The sequence below is a fragment of the Lysobacter sp. A421 genome (genome assembly GCF_054052145.1).
This window is the reverse complement of sequence record NZ_JBSVRL010000002.1, coordinates 678727-700713: the sequence shown is the minus strand read 5'-3', so window position 1 is coordinate 700713 and position 21987 is coordinate 678727. Positions and strand designations below refer to the sequence as shown.

Below are 21987 nucleotides of genomic sequence, written 5' to 3'. Positions count from 1 at the left end.
CATTCCCGCGAAAGCGGGAACCCAGTGACTCCCCCGCTTTCACGACGATGACGGTGGACCGCTGGACAACCAGCCAAGACCCATGACCGACACCCTCGCCTCCAGCTACGATCCCACCCAGTTTGAAACCCGGCTGTACCAGCAGTGGGAGGCCAGCGGCGTGTTCCAGCCGCGTGGCGAGGGCGAGCCCTACACCATCCTGCTGCCGCCACCGAATGTCACCGGCACCCTGCACATGGGCCACGCGTTCCAGCACACCCTGCAGGACGCGTTGATCCGCTACCACCGCATGCGCGGCTTCGACACCCTGTGGCAGATGGGCAGCGACCACGCCGGCATCGCCACCGAGATGGTGGTTGCCCGCAACATGGCGCTGGAAGGCAAGGGCGAGACCCGCGACTCGCTCGGTCGCGATGGTTTCATCGGCAAGGTCTGGGACTGGAAGCAGCATTCGGGCGACACCATCGAGCGCCAGATGCGCCGCATCGGCACCTCCGGCGACTGGTCGCGCAGCGTGTTCACGATGGACCCGATGGCCGCCGAGGCGGTGATCGAAGCGTTCGTGAAGCTGCACGACGACGGGCTGATTTACCGTGGTCAAAGATTGGTCAACTGGGACCCGGTGCTGAAGACCGCGATCTCCGACCTGGAAGTCGTCAACGAGGAAGAAGAAGGCTTCCTGTGGTCGATCCGCTACCCGTTGGCCGACGGCGTCAGCTACGAGCATATCGAGCGCGACGCGGACGGTAACGAGTTGCTACGCGAAACCCGCAACTACCTGGTGGTGGCCACCACCCGCCCGGAAACCCTGCTGGGCGACAGCGCGGCCATGGTGCACCCGGACGACGAGCGCTACGCAGCCCTGATCGGCAAGCAGGTCAGCCTGCCGCTCACCGGCCGCGAGATCCCGGTGATCGCCGACGACTACGTCGACCGCGAGTTCGGCACCGGCGTGGTCAAGGTCACTCCTGCGCATGATTTCAACGATTACGCGGTCGGCCAGCGTCACGGCTTGCCGCTGATCAACATCTTTACCCACGAGGCGGCGACCAACGACACCGTGCCCGCCCCGTATCGCGGCCTCGACCGCTACGAGGCCCGCAAGCTTGTGCTCGCCGATCTCGAATCCGCCGGCCTGCTGGAGGAAACCAAGCCGCACAAGCTGCAGGTGCCGCGCGGCGACCGCAGCGGTGTCGCGATCGAGCCGTACCTGACCGATCAGTGGTTCGTGAAGATGGACACGTTGGCCAAGCGCGGGTTGGCGCTGATCGAGGGCGTTGACAGCCAGCCGGGCGCGGTCAAGTTCGTCCCCGGTAACTGGATCAACACCTACCGCCACTGGATGGAGAACATCCAGGACTGGTGCATCAGCCGCCAGCTGTGGTGGGGACACCGGATCCCGGCGTGGTACGACGAGGCCGGCAAGATCTATGTCGGCCGCGGCGAGGCCGAGGTGCGCGCTAAACATTCGCTCGGCGACGACGTCGCGTTGTCGCAGGACAACGACGTACTCGAGACTTGGTTCTCCTCGTCGCTGTGGCCGTTCAGCACCATGGGCTGGCCCAACCAGGCCCTGATGGCCGAGCGCGGCTTCGACAAGTTCGTGCCGTCCTCCGCACTGGTCACCGGCTTCGACATCATCTTCTTCTGGGTCGCCCGGATGATCATGATGACCGACCACTTCACTGGCGAGGTGCCGTTCAAGGACGTCTACATCACCGGCCTGATCCGCGATAGCCACGGCCAGAAGATGTCCAAGTCGAAGGGCAACATCATCGACCCGATCGACCTGATCGACGGCATCTCGCTGGAGGCGCTGGTCGCCAAGCGCACCACCGGCCTGATGAAACCCAAGGACGCGCCGAAGATCGAGAAGGCGACCCGGCGCGAATTCCCCGACGGCATCCCGGCTTTCGGCGCCGACGCGCTGCGCTTCACCATCGCCGCGCTTGCCACCCACGGCCGCGACATCCGCTTCGACATGGGCCGCGCCGAAGGCTACAAGAACTTCTGCAACAAGCTGTGGAATGCCAGCCGTTTCGTGTTGATGAACACCGAGTCGTTCTCCCTTCTCCCGCCTGCGGGAGAAGGTGCCCGAAGGGCGGATGAGGGCGCCCTTGCCCCGCAGCCGAAGACCGATGCCGAGCGCTGGATCCTCGCCCAGCTTGAGAAGACCGCCGCGCAGGCCGCGCAGCACTTCGCCGGCTACCGCTTCGACCTGCTCGCCCAGTCGCTGTACGAGTTCGCCTGGAACGACTTCTGCGACTGGTTCGTCGAACTGGCCAAGCCGGCCCTGCACGGCGATGACGTCGCTGCCGCGAACAGCACCCGCCACACCCTGCTGTACGTGCTCGAACGCCTGCTCAGCCTGCTGCATCCGCTGATTCCGTTTGTGACCGAAGAGTTGTGGCAGCAGGTCGCGCCCCGGCTCGGGATCGACGGCGACACCATCATGCTACAGCCATACCCGCAGGCCGGCGACATCGCGACCGCGGGTTATGCCGGCGCCGAGGCCGATGTGGAATGGCTGAAGGCGATGGTGTCCGCGCTGCGCCGGGTGCGCAGCGAGCTCAACGTGGCGCCGTCCAGGCAGGTCACGCTGCTGCTGGCCGGTGCGACCGATCATGATCGCGAGCGCACCGCACGTTTTGACGACTCGTTGCGTTTTTTGAACAAGCTGGAACGGATCGAATTCATCGACGACGCGTCCACGGCGCCCGCGGCCGCCACCGCCGTGGTCGGCGAGCTCAAGTTGCTGGTGCCGCTGGAAGGCCTGGTCGACCTGGGCGCCGAACGCACCCGGCTCGACAAGGAGCTCAAGCGCGTGGAGGTCGAAATCGGCAAGTGCAACGGCAAGCTGGCCAGCGAGACCTTCGTCAACAACGCCCCGCCGGCCGTGGTCGAGCAAGAGCGCAAGCGACTGGTCGACTGGAACATGCAACGCGAGGCCCTGGCCACTCAACGCAACAAGCTGGTGAAAGCCTGAACAACACGGCTTTATACCCGTCACCCCCTTTTGCCCGCCATCCCCGCCTCTGCCCGTCATCCCCGCCTCTGCCCGTCATCCCCGCGAAGGCGGGGATCCATGGACGTGTGCCCGTGAAAAACAACGTCCATGGGCTCCCGCCTTCGCGGGAGTGACGATTTTGGGGTGAGCTGCGGTACGGTTTTGGGGTGAGCTGCGGTGAGGATGATCTGGCAGAACTACACGACAGCGTTTACCCGTCAATCCCCGCTTTCGGGGAATGACGGCAATGGTTCAAACGTTTCCCGGGTTGACTACAGGGCGGATTCCAGCAGCTCCAGCGCCATCACCACTGCGTCCTCGCGGCCACTGCGGGCCGGGTAGTAACGCGGGCGCCGGCCGATCTCGTTGAAGCCCTCGTGGTGGTACAGCGCGATCGCGCCGACGTTGCTCGGACGTACTTCCAGGAACACCCGTTGCGCGCGACGCATGCGGGCAAGCTGCAGCAACACGTGCAACAACTCACGGCCGTGGCCTCGGCCCCGCAGCTCGGGGGCGATGCAGATGTTCAATATATGCGCCTCGCCGACCGCCAGGCTGATCAGGAAGTAGCCGACAATCCGGTCTTCGGCGACCAGCACCCACGCCGGGTAATCTGCGCGCAGGCAGTCGCGGAAGATCCCCAGCGTCCACGGGTACTCGTAGCTGCGGACCTCCAGCGCATGCACCGCAAGCAGGTCGTCCTCGCGCATCGGACGGCGCGACACCGGTGCCTGCAACGCGTCGGCGGCCAATGCGCTCACCGTTTACGGCCTCCCCGCAGGTCTTGCAATTGCCGCCACAGCGCGCGCTTGGCAGATGGGTCGGCACGCAGCTTTTCCAGATCGATCGCCAACGCCGCCACGGCCTGTTGGGCGGCCGATCCCTTCAGCCCGGTCGCAAGCAGGATCGCTGCCAGCAACGCATCATCATCCTGCGGTGCGGTTGGCGCGGCGGGACGCGCCGCACGACGGGCGCGACGCGCCTCATCCAGTGCCGCCCTCTTGGCGGCCACATCAGTGCGATCTCGCGTGCGGCCTGGTTCTCCCACCGCCCCCGCCACCGCCACCGGTTCACCGGCAGCAATCGGGTTGACCCGCTTCGTGGCGGTGCTCACCGGGCGACTCGGGCGCGTGTCGGCCTGTGCCGGCCTGGCCGCCGCCGTCGTTCCGGGGGCTACCGCCGGTTCAGCGACCGGAGTTGGCACCGGGGCGATCACGGACAACGCCGGATCGCCGACCAGCAACAGCACCGGATGACCCAGTGCCTGCAGCCACTGGTGTTGCTGCGCCGTCCACAAGCTCACGAGACCGGCTCCACGGGCACCTTGCGCAGGCGCCGGCCGGCGGCATACAACGGCCCGGAAATCGCATACAGCGCGGTGATCGCCAACAGCACGCGCGGCGGGTCGATCGCAATCGCCGCCACCACCACCACGATCACCAGCACCGTCAAGAACGGCATCCGGTCGTGCTTCGGCCCGCCACCCTTGAAACTGAAATACCGCACCGGGCTGACCATCAGCAACGCGGCAGCGATGGTGGCCGCCAATGCCAGGTAGCGCAATTGCGGGCCGTCATAGCCGAGCACGAAGCACGTCCACACCAGGCTCGCCAACAGTCCCGCCGCCGCGGGACTGGCCAGGCCGATAAACCAGCGCTTGTCGACCTGCCCCACCTGGGAATTGAACCGCGCCAGCCGCAGCGCGGCACAGGCGGCGTACAGGAACGCGGCCACCCAGCCGATCTTTCGCATCGTCACCCCGTCCAGCGCCATCGCGAACAGCGCCCAGTGGTACATCACCAACGCCGGCGCCAGGCCGAAGCTGATCAAGTCGGCAAGCGAGTCGTACTGGACGCCGAATTCACTCTGGGTATTGGTCAGCCGCGCCACCCGGCCATCCAGTCCGTCCAGGATGGCGGCGACGAATATCGCGATGCAGGCATGATCAAAATGGCCCTGGGTCGCGGCGATGATCGCGTAGAAACCTGCGAACAAACCACCGGTGGTAAACAGATTGGGCAACAGGTAGATCCCGCGCGGGCGTGACGGCGGGCTGGGGGGCGAGGTGGAAAGTGGGTCAGTAGGTTCCATTTCAGCAGTTTAGCGCTTGCTTGCGGCGCACAGCGGTGCTGCAATCACCATTGACAACACCGCGCACGGAAGAAGCTCCATGTCTGACCTCAATCGCTCGCCCCGTTTCCACTTGTTGCCCTGGCTGGGTGCCGCCGCGTTACTGGTCGCCTTGCCGCTGACGGCCGGCGAGTTGTACCAGTGGAAGGATGCCAGCGGCGTAACCCACTACTCCGACGCGCCGCCACCCGATGGCGAGTACAAGAACCGGGTGATCAGCAACACCGGCTCGGCGGCGATTGCCAGCGCGCCCACCGACGACGCTCCGGCCGAAAACACCCAGTGCACCACCGCGCGCGACAACCTGGCGTTGCTGGGCGCAGAGGGCGCGGTCGGGATCGACAGCGACGGCGATGGCAAACCCGACAGCGAGATGACGGTCGATCAACGCAACGCACAACAGCAACTGGCCGAGGCGGCGATCAACGTCCATTGCAGTACTGACGCGCCGCCTGTCGCCGAGTCCTGACCATCCCTTGGCAGGGGCCACGGGGCTGGCTCCGTGGCAGAATGCCCGATCCCTCCGGCAAGAACTCCGCCCATGCGTCTGTCGCAGTTTCACCTCCATACCAGCAAGCAGATCCCGGCCGAAGCCGAAATCATCAGCCACAAGCTGATGCTGAAGGCCGGAATGATCCGCAAACTCGCCTCCGGGCTTTACACCTGGTCCCCGCTGGGCCTGCGCGTGTTGCGCAAGGTCGAGCGCGTGGTGCGCGAGGAGATGGAGGCGGCCGGCGCCATCGAGATGCTGATGCCCTCGGTGCAGCCACGCGAACTGTGGGAGGAAACCGGACGCTGGGAGAAATTTGGCGGCCAACTGCTGAAACTGCAGGACCGCAAGGACGCTTGGTATTGCGTCGGCCCGACCCACGAAGAAGTCATGACCGACTTTGCGCGTAGCGAGTTGGCCAGTTACAAGCAACTGCCGGTGACGTTCTACCAGATACAAACCAAGTTCCGTGACGAGATCCGGCCGCGGTTCGGGGTCATGCGCGCGCGCGAGTTCCTGATGAAGGATGCGTACTCCTTCCATCTGGACGATGCCGACCTGGACCGCCAATACCAGGTTATGCATGACGCCTACAGCCGGATATTCAAACGCCTGGGCCTGGAGTTTCGCGCCGTATTTGCCGATACCGGCGCGATCGGCGGCAACGCGTCGCATGAGTTCCACGTGCTGGCCGACTCCGGTGAGGATGCGATCGCGTTCTCCAACGGCTCCGGGTATGCGGCCAATACCGAATTGGCCGAAGCGCTGGCCCCCGAGGCGCGCGCCGCGGCGGGCGAGACCATGCGCCAGGTCGAGACCCCTTTCCAGCGCACCTGTGAAGCGGTGGCAACGCTGCTCGACATCCCGCTGACGCACACGGTGAAATCCGTTGTCATGGTCGGCGAGACCGGACTTGTGATGGCACTGGTGCGCGGCGATCACGCCATCAACGAGATCAAGCTGGCCAAGCTTCCCGGAATGGCCGGCTACCGGCTCGCCACGGAGGCGGAAATCCACGATGCGCTGGGCTGCGAGCCGGGGTTCCTCGGGCCGGTCGCTCCCAAAAGCAGCATCCACGTGATTGCCGACCGCAGCGTCGCTGCCATGGCCGACTTCGTGGTCGGCGCCAACCAGAAAGGATTCCACCTGGCCGGCGTCAATTGGGGCCGCGATCTTCCCGAGCCTGCGCTGGTTGCCGATATCCGCAACGTGGTGGCCGGAGATCCCTCGCCTGACGGCCACGGAACGCTCGACATCGCGCGCGGCATCGAGGTTGGCCACATATTCCAGCTGGGTCGCGGCTATGCCGAAGCCATGGGTTGCACCGTGCTGGACGCAAACGGGAAGGCCGCCACCCCGACCATGGGCTGTTACGGCATCGGCGTGTCGCGGATCGTCGCGGCGGCCATCGAGCAGAACCACGACGATAACGGCATCGCCTGGCCGGAGGCGATGGCGCCGTGGCTGGCGGCGGTCTGCATCATTAACCCGAAGAAGGATCCTGCCGTCAGCGAGGCGGCCGAAACTCTGTACGCCGAGCTCAATGCCGCCGGCATCCAGACCCTGCTGGACGACCGCGGCCTGCGGCCGGGCACGATGTTTGCCGATATCGAATTGATTGGTATCCCGCATCGGATTGTCGTGTCCGAGCGGGGCCTGGCCGCGGGAACCTTTGAGTATCGCCATCGCCGGGCCAGCGAATCGGTCAATCTGGCGGCGGCGGCATTGCGGACGCAGTTGGGTATTGCCGACCCGGGTTGAACAGTCCGGGTCGAACAATCCGGGTTGAAAGCCGCAGGGCTCCTTTGAACCTGAATTTAAGGGTGTCGGGAATAAACACCTGTATTTACTAACGCTTGCTGCGCGACTACCATTGCGCGGCAGGCCATGGCGTGGCCCGAGTTAATCAACCCTTGGAGGTTCCAATGTCGATCAATATCAACGCAATGTCCGCGAAAGAGCTCGGAGCCCTGATCACCGAGGCGCGCAAGCGCAAGACCACCTTGAGCAAGCGCAAGCCGCTGGCGCAGGTCCGCAAGAAGCTGACCCAGCAGGCAAAAAACGAGGGATACACCATCGATGAGCTGTTCGGTACCGGCGCCACAGCCACTGTCGCGCGTGCTCCGCGCGGTACCGCAGTAAAGAAGACCCGCAAATCGACGGGCAAGGTCGCTCCTAAATACCGCGATCCATCCAACGCAGACAACACCTGGACCGGTCGCGGCAGGCAGCCATTGTGGCTGGCGGCGTATACCGACAGCGGTCGCAACCGTGACGAGTTTCTGATCGAGAAGAACGCGGGTGCCGGCACGAGCAGTTAATCCGCATCCCATTCCTGAACGGAAACGTGGATGAAAAATAGAAACCGGCTATGGCGGTTTCCCCCAGGATGCCGGCCATGCGCCGGCATTCTTGGTTCTGGACAGTCGTTCCGAATCGTCACTCCCGCGAAGGCGGGAGTCCAAGGACGTTGTTCTTCACGAGCCCACGTCCATGGATCCCCGCCTTCGCGGGGATGACGGTTTGTTGCAGGGATGACGGTTTACTGCAGGGATGGCGGTTTACTGCAGAGATGGCGGTTTACTGCAGAGATGGCGGTTTACTGCAGAGATGACGGTTTGTTGCAGGGATGACGGTTTGTTGTGGGGATGACGGCAGACATTCCCTAAAGATTCCGGCGTGTCGGTAGCAACAGGTTGCCGAACAGCAAACCGGCGACGACCGCCAGCAGGATATTCAATACCCCCAACAGCGCTTCCTGGCCGACCCCCATGTCCTGTTGCTGGAGCAGGTCCAGCAAGGCGCGCAGGCTCGCGCTGCCGGGCACCAGCAAGATGATTCCGGGCACCCGCACGATGGTCCCGGGCCGATGGAACCAGCGCGCATAGGCATTGCCGGCTGCGGTCATCACCAGCGCCGCCAGGAAGATGCCGGCCGGGGCGCCCCAGGCCAGCCCACCGAAACGCGAGATCAGGTAACCACTGGCCGCTGCCACCATCACCAACGGGTAATCACTGGCCTTGGCCCGGAACAGCACCGCAAATGACAGCGACGCGGCGACCAGCGCCACCCATTCCACCCAGTCCGGTTGCGGCCGCAGCGCGCGCACCGCTGGCTCAAGCGACATCAAGTTGGCCAGGTACAACGCGATCACCGTACCCAGCGCAAGCTTGAGGACCGTGGTCAACGCGCCGGCAACACGCGCGGTGCCGGACACCAGATGCTGGCTGGTCAACTCGTTCATCGCATTGGTCAGGGTCAGACCCGGCAGCAACACGATCAGCGAGGCGATGATCACCGTGTTCTGGTTCAACGGCGCGATGAAACTCGCCACCAGAACCGCCACCATGGTCGCGATCATCGCCAGTACCGCGTCGGAAGCCTCGCGCAGGCGCGGGCGCGATTCCGCCAACTGGGTCAACAGGCCGATCGCCAGGCCGTTGAAACCGGCCACGCCGATATCCAGCCACGGCAACCGCAACATCCCGCCAACGGCGGCGGCGACCAGCCCGTAGCCCACTATCTGGGCCAACCGCCCTTTCCAGCCGGGTGGCGCGTCGAGCGCGTTCATGGCCTCGAATGCGGTCGCCAGATCCATCTCGCCGCCGATCAGTGCCTCGGCGATGCGGTCGGTCTCGGCCAGGCGATAGAGGTCATTGTCGCCGGGCGGCAACCGGATCACGCGGGTGATGTCGCTGGCACCGGTCAGGCGCTGCGGATCGCTGAACGACAGGATCAATGCCGTTGGACTCACCCACGGCTCGCAATCCAGGCGCAGCCGCTCGGCCACCGACAGCAACGCACCCTCCAACCGCTGGGCGGTGGTGCCATAGATATGCAGCCGTTCGGCCAGTTCCACCATGAAGGCGATGCGGTCCGGATAACTGGCGTTGCTCAGCGGGAAGGCATCGGAGGTGCTTGGCAGCGGCAGCGGGGTCGTCATCGGGCAAGCATCGCACGCCGAGGTCACGGATCAACAGCGTTCCCACCGGGAATTGGCGGCTCGGCCCCGGCGGCCCGTGTATCCTGCCAAGACACTCATGAAGCCGCTCTCAGTCCAGCCGCCGACGATCGAATCCGACGACCGCACGCCCGGCTGCCTGCGGCTTGCGGGACAGTGGACGCTGGAGTATGCCAGCCAGGTCGGCGACTGCCTGGAGACGGTGCCGCCTGGCATCACCTTCCTGGATGCGTGCGCGGTGGAGCGACTCGACTCGCTGGGCGTGTTGCACCTGTTGCGCTTCGCCAGTCAGCGCAATCTGGACTTCACCCATTTCCGGTTTCGTCCGGATCACCGGGCACTGGTCGAGGCGATCGACGATGTCGCCGACGACCGCCCTCCGCGTCGGCGCGAATACGGCGTCTACGACGCATTGGCGCGGCTGGGACGCGCGGTCACCAACAACTGGCGGGAATTCCTCGCTCTGGTCGGTTTCCTCGGCGAGGTGCTGGTCAAGTTGCTGCGGCTGATCAAGGAGCCGAGCCGGTTCCGACCCACCGCGACCGTCTTCCACATGGAGCAGGTCGGCCTGGACGCGGTGCCACTGGTGGCCTTGCTGTGTTACCTGGTCGGCGCGGTGGTCGCCTTCCTGGGCGCGAACGTACTACGCGAGTTCGGCGCGGAGATTTTCGTGGTCGACCTGGTCAGCATCGCCTTCATGCGCGAGTTTGCAGTCTTGCTGACCGCGATCATCCTGGCCGGCCGCACCGCCAGCGCATTCACCGCGCAGATCGGCGCGATGGTCAGCCGCGAGGAGGTCGACGCGATGCGTACCCTCGGGCTGGACCCGGTCGACCTGCTGGTGATCCCGCGCGTGCTGGCGCTGCTGGTGATGCTGCCGTTGCTCACCTTCGTGGCGATGGTGGCCGGACTGCTGGGCGGGTTGAGCGTCGGTGCGTTCGGCCTGGACATCCCGCCGCAGCAGTACCTGGTCCGGATGCAGGACACGATGGAGCTGAGCAACCTGTGGGTGGGTCTGGTCAAGGCGCCGGTGTTCGCAATGCTGATCGCGTTGATCGGTTGTCTGGAGGGCTTGCAGGTGGAAGGCACGGCACAGTCGGTCGGCGAGCGCACCACCTCCAGCGTGGTCCAGGCAATTTCGGTAGTAATCATCCTGGACGCGTTCTTCGCGATCTGGTTCATGGAGATGGGCTGGTGAGCGCCGACCCGATCATCCGCGTGCGCGGGCTGGTCAATCGCTTCGGCAGCCAGCTCGTGCACGACGATCTGGACCTGGACGTATTGCCCGGCGAGATCCTCGGTGTGGTCGGCGGCTCGGGCACCGGCAAATCGGTGCTGATGCGTTCCATCCTGGGACTGCGCAGGCCCAACGAAGGCGCGATCGAGGTACTCGGGATCGATGCGCGCAGCCCCGATGACAACGTCCGCCGGCAGATCGAGCGCAATACCGGGGTGTTGTTCCAGGACGGCGCGCTGTTCTCGTCGCTGACCGTCGGCGAGAACGTGCAGGTGCCGTTGAAGGAATACCACCGCGACCTGCCCGAATCGCTGCTGTACGAGCTCGCGCTGTTGAAGGTGAAGCTGTCCGGGCTGCCCGCCGATGCCATTGACAAGCTGCCGTCGCAATTGTCCGGCGGCATGCGAAAACGCGCCGGGGTCGCGCGTGCATTGGCGCTGGATCCGCCACTGTTGTTCCTGGACGAGCCGACCGCCGGCCTGGACCCGATTGGCGCGGCCGCGTTCGACCACCTGATCCGCACCTTGCAGCAGGCGCTCGGGCTGACCGTGTTCCTGATCACGCACGACCTCGATACCCTCTACGCTATCTGTGACCGGATCGCGGTGCTGGCGGACCGCAAGGTGATTGCCTGTGCGCCGCTGGCCGAGATCGAACGGCTCGACCACCCCTGGGTGCGCGAGTATTTCCATGGTCCACGCGCACGCGCCGCCCAGACAGCGCGCGGCAACCCGGACCGGCTCAAAGAGGCAACTGATTGATGGAAACCAAGGCCAACTACGTCCTGATTGGCGCCTTCACGATCATCGCCACCCTGTCGCTGCTGCTGTTCGCATTGTGGGCGGCGAAATACTCCTCCGAGAAAACCTGGCAGGAGTATCTGGTGATATTCAACGAGCCGGTGACCGGCCTGAGTGAAGGCAGCAGCGTGCAGTACAACGGCATCTCGGTAGGCACGGTGGAGAAGCTGAGCCTGGCACCCGACGACCCGCGCCGGGTCCGCGCGCTGCTGCGGGTGCAGGCCAATGCGCCGGTCAAGACCGACACCCGGGCCAAGATGTCGATGACCAGCCTCACCGGCAGCCCGATCATCCAGCTCACCGGCGGTGACCCGGCCAGCGCGCGGCTGGCGGACGTGGACAAGAGCGATTTCCCGGTCATCCAGACCGAAGCGTCCGCGCTGCAGAACATTGCCGACACCGCCAACCGGCTGGTCGCCCGGCTCGACCAGGTCCTGAGCGAAGAGAACGTGGCGCGGGTGTCCAACTCCCTGGAGAACATCGAGGCCATGACCGGCTCGATTGCCGCCCAGCGCGAGGACCTTGGCGCGCTGATCGTCAACGCACGCGAGGCCAGTGAACAGCTGCAGGCGACCCTGGCCAGCACCAACCAGGTGGTGTTGGACGTGGACCGCGAGCTGGTACAGAAACTCCCGCAGCTGGTCGACAAGCTGGACGGCACCCTGACCCGGCTGGACTCGGCCGCAACCAGCGCCGACGGCATCCTCGGCGAGAACCGCAACGCGATCAACAGTTTTGCCAACGACGGGCTGGCCCAACTGGGACCGACCCTGGGCGAACTGCGCTCACTGGTGGGCGACCTGCGCCGGATGAGTGACCGCCTGGACAACAATCCGACCCGCTACCTGCTCGGCCGCGATGGTCCGAAGGAGTTTGAGCCAGAATGAAACCGACCTGCCCACCGGCTACCGAAGCCCACCGTCCCGACAATCCCCGCCAGTGGCACGGCATCGCGCGCGTGCTCGCCGTTACCGCGCTGGCGATCGCGCTCGCGAGCTGCTCGATCCTCGGTGCCGGCACCCGCGAAGCCTCCACCATCTATACGCTTGACCCGCACGTGACGCCCCAGGCCGATTGGCCCAGCGCGGACTGGCAACTCTCGTTGACGCCTGCCAACGCCTCGCGCAGCACCGACAACCTGCGCATCACCGTGCGCCCGACGGCCAACGAACTGCAGATCTACAAGGGCGCACGCTGGGCCAAGGTTCCCACCGAGATGGTCGAGGACGCCCTGCTGCAGACGCTGGAGGATTCGGGCAAACTGCGCGCCATCGCCCGCCAGGGCGCCGGGGTCAATGCGGACTACAAGCTCGTGCTGGACCTGCGTCGGTTCGATTCGGACTATGCCGGCGGTGCCAATCCAGCCGCGACGATCGAGCTCAATGCCAAGCTGCTGCATGCCCCCGACCAGAAAATCGTCGCCGCCCGTACGTTCGCGCAAGCGCAACCAGCGGCCAGCGCGGACATCGGCGACGTAGTCAACGCATTCGAGCAATCCCTGCAGACCGTCACCGGCGAGCTCGCCGGCTGGATCCTGACCAGCGGCAACCAGCATGAGCGCGAAGGGCATTAGCGACGATTTGAACAATTGCCAATATCCCCGGACAATCGCCGTCATTCCCGCAGCAAACCGTCATTCCCCTAGCAAACCGTCATTCCCCCAGCAAACCGTCATCCCGCGGGCAGACCGTCATCCCACAGCAAACCGTCATCCCCGCCTTCGCGGGAGTGACGATTAAATAAATTGACCAGAGCTTGCCCCAGGGAACGTCTGAATAACTGTCGCCCTCCCCGCGCAGCCGATTAAATCGAGAGACCAATCTAATGACCCATAAAACCTGGCTCGTCACCGGCGGCGCCGGCTTCATCGGCGGCAACTTCGTGCTTGACGCGGTGGCCGCCGGCATCAAGATCGTCAATCTCGACCTGCTGACCTACGCCGGCAACCCGGACACGCTCAAGTCGCTGGACGGCAATGCCGGCCATGTCTTCGTGCAGGGCGACATCGGGGACCGGGCACTGGTCGCAACGCTACTGGCCGAGCACCAACCCGACGCGGTGATCAACTTCGCCGCCGAGAGCCACGTCGACCGTTCCATCGACGGTCCCGCCGAGTTCGTGCAGACCAACGTCGTCGGCACCCTCGGCCTGCTCGAGTGCGCCCGCGACTACTGGCGCGACCTCCCCGACGACCGCAAGTCCGCGTTCCGCTTCCTGCACGTGTCCACCGACGAGGTCTATGGCTCGCTCGGCGAGGAAGGCAAGTTCACCGAGACCACCGCATACGCGCCCAACTCCCCCTACTCTGCCTCCAAGGCCGCGTCCGACCATCTGGTCCGCGCCTTCCACCACACCTACGGGCTGCCGGTGGTGACCACCAACTGCTCCAACAATTACGGCCCCTACCAGTTCCCCGAGAAACTGATCCCGCTGGTCATCGCCAAGGCCGTCGCCGGCGAACCGTTGCCGATCTATGGCGACGGCAAGAACGTGCGTGACTGGCTGTACGTCAAGGACCACTGCAGCGCGATCGTGCGGGTGCTGGAGGCCGGTCGCGTGGGCGAGACCTACAACGTCGGCGGCAACGCCGAGTACCAGAACATCGACGTGGTCCAGACCATCTGCCGCCTGCTCGACGAGCGCCGTCCGCGCGCCGATGGCCAGCCGCGCGCCAGCCAGATCACCTACGTCCGCGACCGCCCCGGGCACGATCGGCGCTACGCCATCGATGCGACCAAGATCGAATCCGAGCTGGGCTGGCAGCCGGCGCTGAGCTTCGAGGAAGGCATCGCACACACCGTCGACTGGTACCTCGACAACACCGACTGGACGCAACGGATCCTCGATGGCGACTACCGCCTCCAACGCCTCGGACAGGAGGACTGACGATGACACGCAAGGGCATTATCCTGGCCGGCGGCTCCGGCACCCGGCTGTACCCGATCACCCAGTGCATCAGCAAGCAACTGCTGCCGGTGTACGACAAGCCGATGATCTACTACCCGCTGAGCGCGTTGATGCTGGCCGGGATCCGCGAGATATTGATCATCAACACCCCGCACGAGCAGGCATTGTTCCAGCGCCTGCTGGGCGACGGCTCGCAGTGGGGCCTGGACATCCAGTACGCCGTGCAGCCCAGCCCCGACGGCCTCGCCCAGGCGTTTACCATCGGCCGGGACTTCATCGACGGTCAACCCAGCTGTCTGGTATTGGGCGACAACATCTTCTACGGCCACGGCCTGACCGACACCCTGCGTCGCGCCAACGCCCGCACCGATGGCGCCACCGTCTTCGGCTATCACGTCAGTGATCCCGAGCGCTATGGCGTGGCGGAACTGGACGCCCAGGGCAAGGTCCTCAGCATCGAAGAAAAGCCCGCCAAGCCGCGTTCCAATTACGCGATCACCGGGCTGTACTTCTATGACGCCACGGTATGCGACCGCGCCGCGTCGCTGAAGCCGTCGCCGCGCGGCGAGCTGGAGATCACCGATCTCAACCGCCTCTATCTGGATGACGGTGCACTGCACATGGAAGCCCTGGGACGGGGCTCGGCCTGGCTTGATACCGGTACCCACCAGTCGCTGCTGCAGGCCTCGACCTTCATTGAGACCATCGAAGCCCGCCAGGGACTGCGGATCTGCTGCCCCGAGGAGATTTCTTGGCAGAACGGCTGGATCGATGACCAGCAACTGCTCAAGCTGGCCGAACCACTGCTAAAGAACGGCTATGGCCAGTACCTCGCCGCATTGATCGGACGCGAGACGCTGGCATGAACGTCATTGAGACCAACCTGCCCGGCTGCCTGATCATCGAGCCGAAGGTATTCGGTGATGCACGCGGGTTCTTCATGGAGACCTGGAGTCGCGAGCGCTATGCCTCCCACGGCATCGGGCCGGATTTCGTCCAGTCCAACCTGTCACGCTCCGCACGCGGCGTGCTGCGCGGGCTGCATTACCAGTTGCCCAACCCGCAGGGGAAGTTGCTGAGCGTGCAGGAAGGGGAAGTCTTCGACGTGGCGGTGGATATCCGCCGCGGCTCGCCGAACTTCGGCCAATGGACCTCGGTCATCCTGTCGGCCGAGAACAAACGCCAGTTCTGGGTCCCGGAAGGTTTCGCCCACGGCTTCGTCGCCACCAGCGACTTCGCCCTGTTCTCGTACCTGTGCACCGCGCCCTACGATGCCAGCGCTGATGCCAATGTTGCCTGGAACGATCCGGACATCGGCATCGACTGGCCCGTCGATGCGCCGTCGTTGTCCGCCAAGGACACCACCGCCTCCCGGCTCAAGGACGTGGCGGAATCCCGTCTCCCGGAGTATCCCGGCGCCACGGCCTGATTGCTTCAAGGGTCAACGTCCGAGGGAATCTTAACCAGTGCCGTCATTCCCGCGAAAGCGGGAATCCATGGACGTTACGCGCTTAACATCAAAGTCCATGGATCCCCGCTTTCGCGAGGATGACGAGCAAAAGCCGAGTCGTTCAGACCTCTCTTAAGCATCTGAACTTCCCATGGACTCCCGGCTTCGCGGGAATGACGGGTTGTTCAAACCGTTTCTGACAAGTCCAGTACTTCGGCTGCCGTCCCAACCCACACGGCGGAATCGCCATCGCCTTCGACCTCATCGTCACCACCGCGACCATCATTCGGGAGGCGCCCGAAGCGCGATGCGCGGGCGCGGGGCACATCGGCGGCGATGGTGCGAGCCCAGCTCCGCGCCGCTGACGAACCGTCGTCCAGCAACACCTCGGTCATCGCCCCGGTTTGCAGCAGCATCCAACGCGCCGTCGCCAGCCAGTCGGGTGTCCACACGCAGATACCGGCGGCGCGCAGCTCGGTTTGCTCGCTGGCCGGGATCGAATGCAGCAGGTGCAAGTCGATCGCGCAGTCCTGCCTCGCCAGCGAGGCGAGCAGCGCAAGGAATCCGGCTCGAACCTCCTCCGGCGAGGAGCCGCAAACGGCAACCAGTCGATAGCGCGCTCGTGCTCGCAAGGCCACGTCCGGGTCGGTACCGGGTGCCGGATGGGAACGACGCAATACCTCATCCCATCGTTGAAGAAATTTGTCCCGGTTCGCAACCTGGTAGGCCTTCATTCCCCGCGTTAGATCTGTACCCGCGCTGACGCCCTCCAAGTGGACCACCACGGCATCGGGCTCGTAGACGATCCGTAAACCCATGGCGCGCACCCGCATGGCGAGGTCGGTGTCCTCGTAGTACGCCGGCGCGTACCGGGCATCCAGACCTCCCAGCTCCTCGAAGAGCCCGCGCGACAGCGCCACCGCGGCACCGGAGCAGTAATCCGCCGATCGGCGATAGCGATAACGTGGGTCGGAAGGGTCCCCGCCGCGTCCGTAGTTCCAGCCACTGGCATCACAGAACACGATGCCGCCGGCCTCCTGCAACCTGCCATCGGGGTATTGCAGGCAGGCACCCACCATCCCGACATCCGGCAGTTCCAGGGTGTCGACCAGACGATCCAGCCACCCAGCGGTGACCAACGTGTCGTTGTTGAGCAACACGATCACGCGACCACGGGCCAGCGCCGCGCCGGCATTGCACGAGTGCACGAACCCGAGGTTGGTGTCGTTGCGCCGGTACACCACGCCCGGAAAATCCCTCACCTTGACCATCCCGCCATCGGTCGAGGCATCGTCTACCACGATGATTTCGAACGAGCACCCTGCACCCGCGCTCGCCAGCGAGGCCAGACAGGCAACCGTCATCCCGGGATGGTTGAACACCGGGATGACGATGGAGACTTCGGGTGCCGATGTCGGCACCAATGACCCACGCTCGCCATCACTGGCCACGGCGGGCGGCTCAAGCCGATGCCCACGTCGCTCGACAAGACTTCGTACAAGACGAATCAAGACGTGCAGCGGACGCCGCGGATGCAGCGCAAGCGTCGCTCGCAGATCAGCCGCCAGGAGGCGCAAGCGTTGCGATGCAGCCACGGACACCCCTTTCAGAAGCAATGGATCCGGTCATGCTACCGGCAGGCTTCGTTACAAGGATTCTACCGAACCGTCGTCGCGAAGGATCGAGCGCCCGCGGCCGATACCAAAGTAGGCAATGCCTGCCTTCTCGACGACCGCCGGGTCATACAGGTTGCGGCCGTCAAACAGCACCGCGTCCCGCAGCGAGGTCGCCAACGCCGGGAACTCGGGGCTGCGGAATTCCCGCCATTCGGTGACCACCACCAGCGCGTCGACGCCCTCGACGGCTTCGTCTGCCGATGCACAAAGCACCAGATCGCCACGGTCGCCAAAAATCCGCTGCGCTTCACTACTCGCTTCCGGATCGTAGGCGCGGACCTGCGCGCCGGCATCCCACAACAGCTCCAGCAATCGTCGGCTTGACGCTGCTCGCATGTCATCGGTATTGGGCTTGAAGGCCAGCCCCCAGACGGCGAACGTCTTGCCTGCGAGCTGTCCACCGCGGTAATGCCTCTGGATCAACTCGAAGAGATGTTCTTTCTGGCGTTCGTTGACGGACTCCACCGCGTCCAGCAGTTGTGGATGGTAGCCATGCTGGCCAGCCGTCCGCGCCAGCGCCTGCACGTCCTTGGGAAAACAGGAGCCGCCATAGCCGGCACCGGGATAGATGAAATGCCAACCGATCCGGGGATCGGAGCCGATTCCCTGGCGCACCATCTCGACGTCCGCGCCCACCTTCTCGGCGATGTTGGCGATCTCGTTCATGAAACTGATCTTGGTGGCCAACATCGCATTGGCGGCGTATTTGGTCAGCTCCGCCGACGCCACGTCCATCACCACGAACCGGTCGTGGTTGCGAACGAAAGGCGCATAAAGTTCGCGCAGCTTCTCCACCGCCCCGGCGTCATCCGCACCGATCACGATTCGATCGGGACGCATGCAATCGTTGACCGCATCGCCCTCCTTCAGGAACTCGGGGTTGGAAGCTACCTGGACCTCGATTTCGACGCTGCGAACTGCCAGCTCCGCAGTGATCGCCTCGCGGACCCTGCCCGCAGTGCCTACCGGGACCGTGGACTTGTTCACGATGACCGTCGGCAACACCAGATGCCGGCCGATGGTTCGCGCCACCTCCAGCACATGCTTCAGGTCGGCACTGCCGTCCTCGTCGGGTGGCGTGCCCACTGCGATGAAAATGATCTCGGCGGTAGCGATGGCACTGGTCGCATCAACCGTGAAATGAAGCCGTCTGGCCTCATGGTTGCTCGCTACCAGCGGTTCCAGACCGGGCTCGTAGATGGGGATACGGCCCTGGTTCAGCCCTTCGATTTTGCCCGTATCGATATCGACGCAGGTCACGTCATGGCCGACCTCGGCCAGACAGGTACCGGTGACCAACCCGACATAACCGGTGCCAAAAATCGCTACCTTCATCTTTTTCCTGCTTTGGGTGCTTGCGAGCGCGCAAGTTTACCCTCGTTCAGATGATCGGGCAGCCAGTCTTCACCTGCAGCTCTTCCCTGCTGACATCCGGCGCCAACTCCACCAGTTTCAGGCCGTCGTCAGTGACGTCCATCACCGCGAGATCGGTGATGATCCGGCTGACCACGCCGACGCCGGTCAGCGGCAGCGTGCATTCGGACAGGATCTTCGGCTCGCCGCGCTTGGTGGTGTGCTCCATCAGCACAACCACGCGCTTGACGCCAGCCACCAGGTCCATCGCGCCGCCCATGCCCTTGACCATCTTGCCAGGCACCATCCAGTTGGCCAGGTCGCCCTTGTCGGTGACCTCCATGCCGCCCAGGATCGCCAGGTCGATGTGGCCGCCGCGGATCATCGCAAAGCTGTCATGGCTGCCGAAATAGCTGGCGCCGGAACGCGCGGTGACGGTTTGCTTGCCGGCGTTGATCAGGTCGGCGTCGATCTCCTCGGCGGTCGGGAAGGGACCGATGCCGAGCAGGCCGTTTTCCGACTGCAGCCAGACATCGACGCCGTCGGGAATGTAGTTGGCGACCAGGGTCGGCAGCCCAATGCCGAGATTGACGTACGCGCCATCGGTGAGTTCCTGCGCGGCGCGCTGCGCCATCTGCTCGCGGGACCAGGCCATTACTTGTCTCCTTCGCGCACGGTGCGCTGCTCGATCCGCTTCTCGGGGGTCGGGTTGTGGACGATACGGTCGACGTAGATACCGGGCAGGTGCACGTGGTCGGGGTCGATCGCGCCGAGTTCGACGATCTCCTCGACTTCGACGATGCAGACTGCGCCGGCCATCGCCACCGCAGGGTTGAAGTTGCGCGCGGTCTTGCGGAACACCAGGTTGCCGGACGGGTCGGCTTTCCAGGCCTTGACCAGCGAGACATCGGCCTTGAGTGCGGTCTCCATCACGTAGTGCTTGCCGTCGAACTCGCGGGTCTCCTTGCCCTCGGCGACCACGGTGCCGTAGCCGGTCGCGGTGAAGAACGCCGGGATGCCGGCGCCACCTGCGCGCAGGCGCTCGGCCAGCGTGCCCTGGGGGTTGAATTCAAGTTCGAGTTCGCCTGCCAGAAACTGGCGTTCGAACTCCTTGTTCTCGCCGACGTAGGACGAAACCATCTTGCGGATCTGCCGGGTGCCCAGCAGCAGGCCGAGGCCGAAACCATCGACACCGGCGTTGTTGGAAATCGCGGTCAAGCCAGTGATACCGGAATCGCGCAGCGCCTCGATCAGCGCCTCGGGGATGCCACACAGGCCAAAGCCACCCACGGCGAGGGTCTGGCCATCGGCGACCACGCCGTCCAGCGCGGCCTTGGCATCGGGGAATATCTTGGTCGATACGGTACTGGCCTGGGCCATGGGACGACTCCTGGTACGGGATGACGCCAGTCTACCGCGAGCATTGCGCCTCGCCGAAGTGGCCGTTCGGACAGCCCGCTACGAGCCGCCCGCTATGAACGCCCGTACACATCCTCCAGCCGGACGATGTCGTCCTCACCCAGGTAGCCGCCCGATTGCACCTCGATCAGCTCGACCGGCTCGGTTCCGCGGTTGCGCAACCGGTGCACGCTGCCAAGCGGAATAAAGGTGCTCTCGTTCTCGCGCAGCTCGAACACCCGCTCGTCGCAGGTCACCTCGGCGACGCCGGACACGACCACCCAGTGCTCGGCACGGTGCTTGTGCTTCTGCAGGCTCAGCGCCGCACCGGGCTTGACCACGATGCGCTTGACCTGGAAGCGATCGCCCACCCCGATCGAGTCGTAACTGCCCCACGGCCGATACACCTTGCGATGGAACAGGTGCTCGCTGCGGCCGGCCGCCTTGAGTTGCTCGACCACGGTCTTGACGTCCTGCACCCGGTCCTTGCGCGCCACCAGGGTCGCATCGGGCGTGTCGATGATGATCAGGTCCTCGACCCCGATGGTGGCGATCAGACGCCGCTCCGCTGCCCGTATCAGACTGTTGCTGGTATCCACCGAGATCACGTCGCCCTCCGCGCGGTTGCCATTGGCATCGTGCTCGGCGACCGCCCACAAGGATGACCACGAGCCAATGTCGCTCCAGCCGCAACTTACCGGCACCACGGCGGCACGGTCGGTGTTTTCCATCACCGCGTAATCGATCGAATCGGCCGGACTGGCGGCGAACGGCGCTTCGTCGATGCGGATGAAGTCCAGGTCCGAGCTGGAGGTTGCCCAGGCCGCGCGCGTCGCCGCCAGGATGGCCGGTGCGTGCTGGCCCAGTTCGTCCAGGTAACGCTGCGCGCGGAACAGGAACATGCCCGAGTTCCATGCATAACTGCCCTCGGACACATAGCGCTCAGCCGTCTCCTGGTCGGGCTTCTCGACAAAACGCTCGATTCTGAAACCGCCCTCGCCCAATGCCTCGCCGCGCTTGATGTAGCCGTAGCCGGTTTCGGCGTAATCGGGGGTGATGCCGAAAGCCACCAGCCAGTCCTGTTTCGCCAGCTCAAGCGCGCCGGCGACGGCGACCCGGAACGCCGCCTCGTCCTCGATCAGGTGATCGGCCGGCATCACCAGCAAGGTCGCGTCGGGATCGGTCGCCAACACGTGCAGCGCCGCCAAGGCGATCGCCGGAGCGGTATTGCGCGCGACCGGCTCCAGCACGATGCCGCCGCTGGCGACCTCGATGGCCTGCAGCTGCTCGCCCACCATGAAGCGATGCAACTCACTGCACACCGTGACCGGTGGCTGCACCCCGGGCAGACCGTTCGCGCGCAGGATCGTCTCCTGGTACAGCGAGCGCTCACCGATCAGCGACAGGAACTGCTTGGGCTGGTTCTGCCGCGACAACGGCCATAGCCGGGTGCCGCTGCCACCACTGAGTACGACTGGATGCAGCATGCTGGTTTTCCCGAAAAAGTGTCGCCTGAAAGGATAGCCGAACTGGCCATCCCGGCTACTGCGAGCAGCGCCCCGCTCGGCTAGAATGGGC

Annotated in this window: 20 protein-coding genes; 11 read left to right on the top strand and 9 right to left on the bottom strand. The window is 64.8% G+C overall.

The annotated features are described in order from the left end of the window. The first annotated feature begins 82 nt into the window (after positions 1 to 82). A complete protein-coding gene (locus ACW7G6_RS08610; protein WP_456998035.1) occupies positions 83 to 2986 on the top strand; it encodes a valine--tRNA ligase in 2904 nt (967 codons plus the stop codon). 293 nt (positions 2987 to 3279) lie between these two features. Here the strand turns inward: ACW7G6_RS08610 and rimI are convergent, their stop codons facing one another. From rimI to pssA, 3 genes are read right to left on the bottom strand one after another with little or no spacing between them, the layout of a single operon-like run. After that, positions 3280 to 3717 carry a ribosomal protein S18-alanine N-acetyltransferase gene (rimI, locus tag ACW7G6_RS08605; RefSeq protein ID WP_456998146.1) on the bottom strand — a complete coding sequence of 146 codons (438 nt, stop codon included), beginning with the start codon at positions 3715 to 3717 and terminating at the stop codon, positions 3280 to 3282. 47 nt (positions 3718 to 3764) lie between these two features. Then, positions 3765 to 4310: a hypothetical protein gene (locus ACW7G6_RS08600; RefSeq protein ID WP_456998034.1), complete on the bottom strand. Its 546-nt coding sequence runs from the start codon at positions 4308 to 4310 to the stop codon at positions 3765 to 3767. After that, positions 4307 to 5098 carry a CDP-diacylglycerol--serine O-phosphatidyltransferase gene (pssA, locus tag ACW7G6_RS08595; RefSeq protein ID WP_456998033.1) on the bottom strand — a complete coding sequence of 264 codons (792 nt, stop codon included), beginning with the start codon at positions 5096 to 5098 and terminating at the stop codon, positions 4307 to 4309. Before pssA ends, ACW7G6_RS08600 begins: the two co-directional genes overlap by 4 nt. A gap of 79 nt (positions 5099 to 5177) precedes the next feature. Between pssA and ACW7G6_RS08590 the strand changes: the two genes are divergently transcribed. The 3 genes from ACW7G6_RS08590 (at position 5178) to ACW7G6_RS08580 (ending at position 7948) form a co-directional block, all read left to right on the top strand. After that, positions 5178 to 5606: a DUF4124 domain-containing protein gene (locus tag ACW7G6_RS08590; RefSeq protein ID WP_456998032.1), complete on the top strand. Its 429-nt coding sequence runs from the start codon at positions 5178 to 5180 to the stop codon at positions 5604 to 5606. Positions 5607 to 5678: 72 nt separating this feature from the next. Beyond that, positions 5679 to 7388: a proline--tRNA ligase gene (locus ACW7G6_RS08585; protein ID WP_456978283.1), complete on the top strand. Its 1710-nt coding sequence runs from the start codon at positions 5679 to 5681 to the stop codon at positions 7386 to 7388. A gap of 164 nt (positions 7389 to 7552) precedes the next feature. Continuing rightward, the gene (locus ACW7G6_RS08580) at positions 7553 to 7948 is read left to right on the top strand and encodes an H-NS histone family protein (protein WP_456978282.1); all 396 of its coding nucleotides are present in this window, start codon (positions 7553 to 7555) and stop codon (positions 7946 to 7948) included. Positions 7949 to 8292: 344 nt separating this feature from the next. Here ACW7G6_RS08580 and ACW7G6_RS08575 read toward each other — a convergent pair whose 3' ends face one another. Then, entirely contained in the window at positions 8293 to 9552 is a 1260-nt protein-coding gene (locus tag ACW7G6_RS08575) for a threonine/serine ThrE exporter family protein (RefSeq protein ID WP_456998145.1), read from the bottom strand. A gap of 115 nt (positions 9553 to 9667) precedes the next feature. Here ACW7G6_RS08575 and ACW7G6_RS08570 point away from each other — a divergent pair, with 115 nt between their 5' ends. The 7 genes from ACW7G6_RS08570 to rfbC all read left to right on the top strand — a co-directional run bounded on the left by ACW7G6_RS08570 (position 9668) and on the right by rfbC (position 15961). Beyond that, positions 9668 to 10786: an MlaE family ABC transporter permease gene (locus ACW7G6_RS08570; RefSeq protein ID WP_456998031.1), complete on the top strand. Its 1119-nt coding sequence runs from the start codon at positions 9668 to 9670 to the stop codon at positions 10784 to 10786. Next, positions 10762 to 11586 (top strand): ABC transporter ATP-binding protein, encoded by an 825-nt coding sequence (locus tag ACW7G6_RS08565; RefSeq protein WP_456998144.1) that lies wholly within the window; start codon positions 10762 to 10764, stop codon positions 11584 to 11586. Before ACW7G6_RS08570 ends, ACW7G6_RS08565 begins: the two co-directional genes overlap by 25 nt. Next, positions 11586 to 12512, top strand: a complete 927-nt coding sequence (locus ACW7G6_RS08560) for an MlaD family protein (RefSeq protein ID WP_456998030.1) — start codon at positions 11586 to 11588, stop codon at positions 12510 to 12512. The genes ACW7G6_RS08565 and ACW7G6_RS08560 overlap by 1 nt, the downstream gene beginning before the upstream one ends. Then, complete coding sequence (locus tag ACW7G6_RS08555; RefSeq protein WP_456998029.1) at positions 12509 to 13198, top strand: ABC-type transport auxiliary lipoprotein family protein; 690 nt, start codon at positions 12509 to 12511, stop codon at positions 13196 to 13198. The genes ACW7G6_RS08560 and ACW7G6_RS08555 overlap by 4 nt, the downstream gene beginning before the upstream one ends. Before the next feature lie 251 nt (positions 13199 to 13449). Continuing rightward, positions 13450 to 14511, top strand: coding sequence for a dTDP-glucose 4,6-dehydratase (rfbB, locus tag ACW7G6_RS08550; protein ID WP_456998028.1), 1062 nt, complete (start codon positions 13450 to 13452; stop codon positions 14509 to 14511). Between the two features lie 2 nt (positions 14512 to 14513). After that, positions 14514 to 15398, top strand: a complete 885-nt coding sequence (gene rfbA / locus ACW7G6_RS08545) for a glucose-1-phosphate thymidylyltransferase RfbA (protein ID WP_456998027.1) — start codon at positions 14514 to 14516, stop codon at positions 15396 to 15398. Next, the gene (gene rfbC, locus ACW7G6_RS08540) at positions 15395 to 15961 is read left to right on the top strand and encodes a dTDP-4-dehydrorhamnose 3,5-epimerase (RefSeq protein ID WP_456998026.1); all 567 of its coding nucleotides are present in this window, start codon (positions 15395 to 15397) and stop codon (positions 15959 to 15961) included. The genes rfbA and rfbC overlap by 4 nt, the downstream gene beginning before the upstream one ends. Before the next feature lie 206 nt (positions 15962 to 16167). On the opposite strand, the gene ACW7G6_RS08535 is transcribed toward rfbC, so the two are convergent. The 5 genes from ACW7G6_RS08535 to ACW7G6_RS08515 all read right to left on the bottom strand — a co-directional run bounded on the left by ACW7G6_RS08535 (position 16168) and on the right by ACW7G6_RS08515 (position 21896). Beyond that, positions 16168 to 17493 (bottom strand): glycosyltransferase family 2 protein, encoded by a 1326-nt coding sequence (locus ACW7G6_RS08535; RefSeq protein WP_456998025.1) that lies wholly within the window; start codon positions 17491 to 17493, stop codon positions 16168 to 16170. 135 nt (positions 17494 to 17628) lie between these two features. Beyond that, a complete protein-coding gene (locus ACW7G6_RS08530; RefSeq protein WP_456998024.1) occupies positions 17629 to 18993 on the bottom strand; it encodes a UDP-glucose dehydrogenase family protein in 1365 nt (454 codons plus the stop codon). A 46-nt stretch (positions 18994 to 19039) separates the two neighbouring features. Beyond that, complete coding sequence (locus ACW7G6_RS08525) at positions 19040 to 19666, bottom strand: CoA transferase subunit B (protein WP_456998023.1); 627 nt, start codon at positions 19664 to 19666, stop codon at positions 19040 to 19042. Next, a complete protein-coding gene (locus tag ACW7G6_RS08520) occupies positions 19666 to 20391 on the bottom strand; it encodes a CoA transferase subunit A (protein WP_456998022.1) in 726 nt (241 codons plus the stop codon). Before ACW7G6_RS08520 ends, ACW7G6_RS08525 begins: the two co-directional genes overlap by 1 nt. Positions 20392 to 20483: 92 nt before the next feature. Continuing rightward, positions 20484 to 21896: a mannose-1-phosphate guanylyltransferase/mannose-6-phosphate isomerase gene (locus ACW7G6_RS08515; RefSeq protein WP_456998021.1), complete on the bottom strand. Its 1413-nt coding sequence runs from the start codon at positions 21894 to 21896 to the stop codon at positions 20484 to 20486. Positions 21897 to 21987 lie beyond the last annotated feature (91 nt).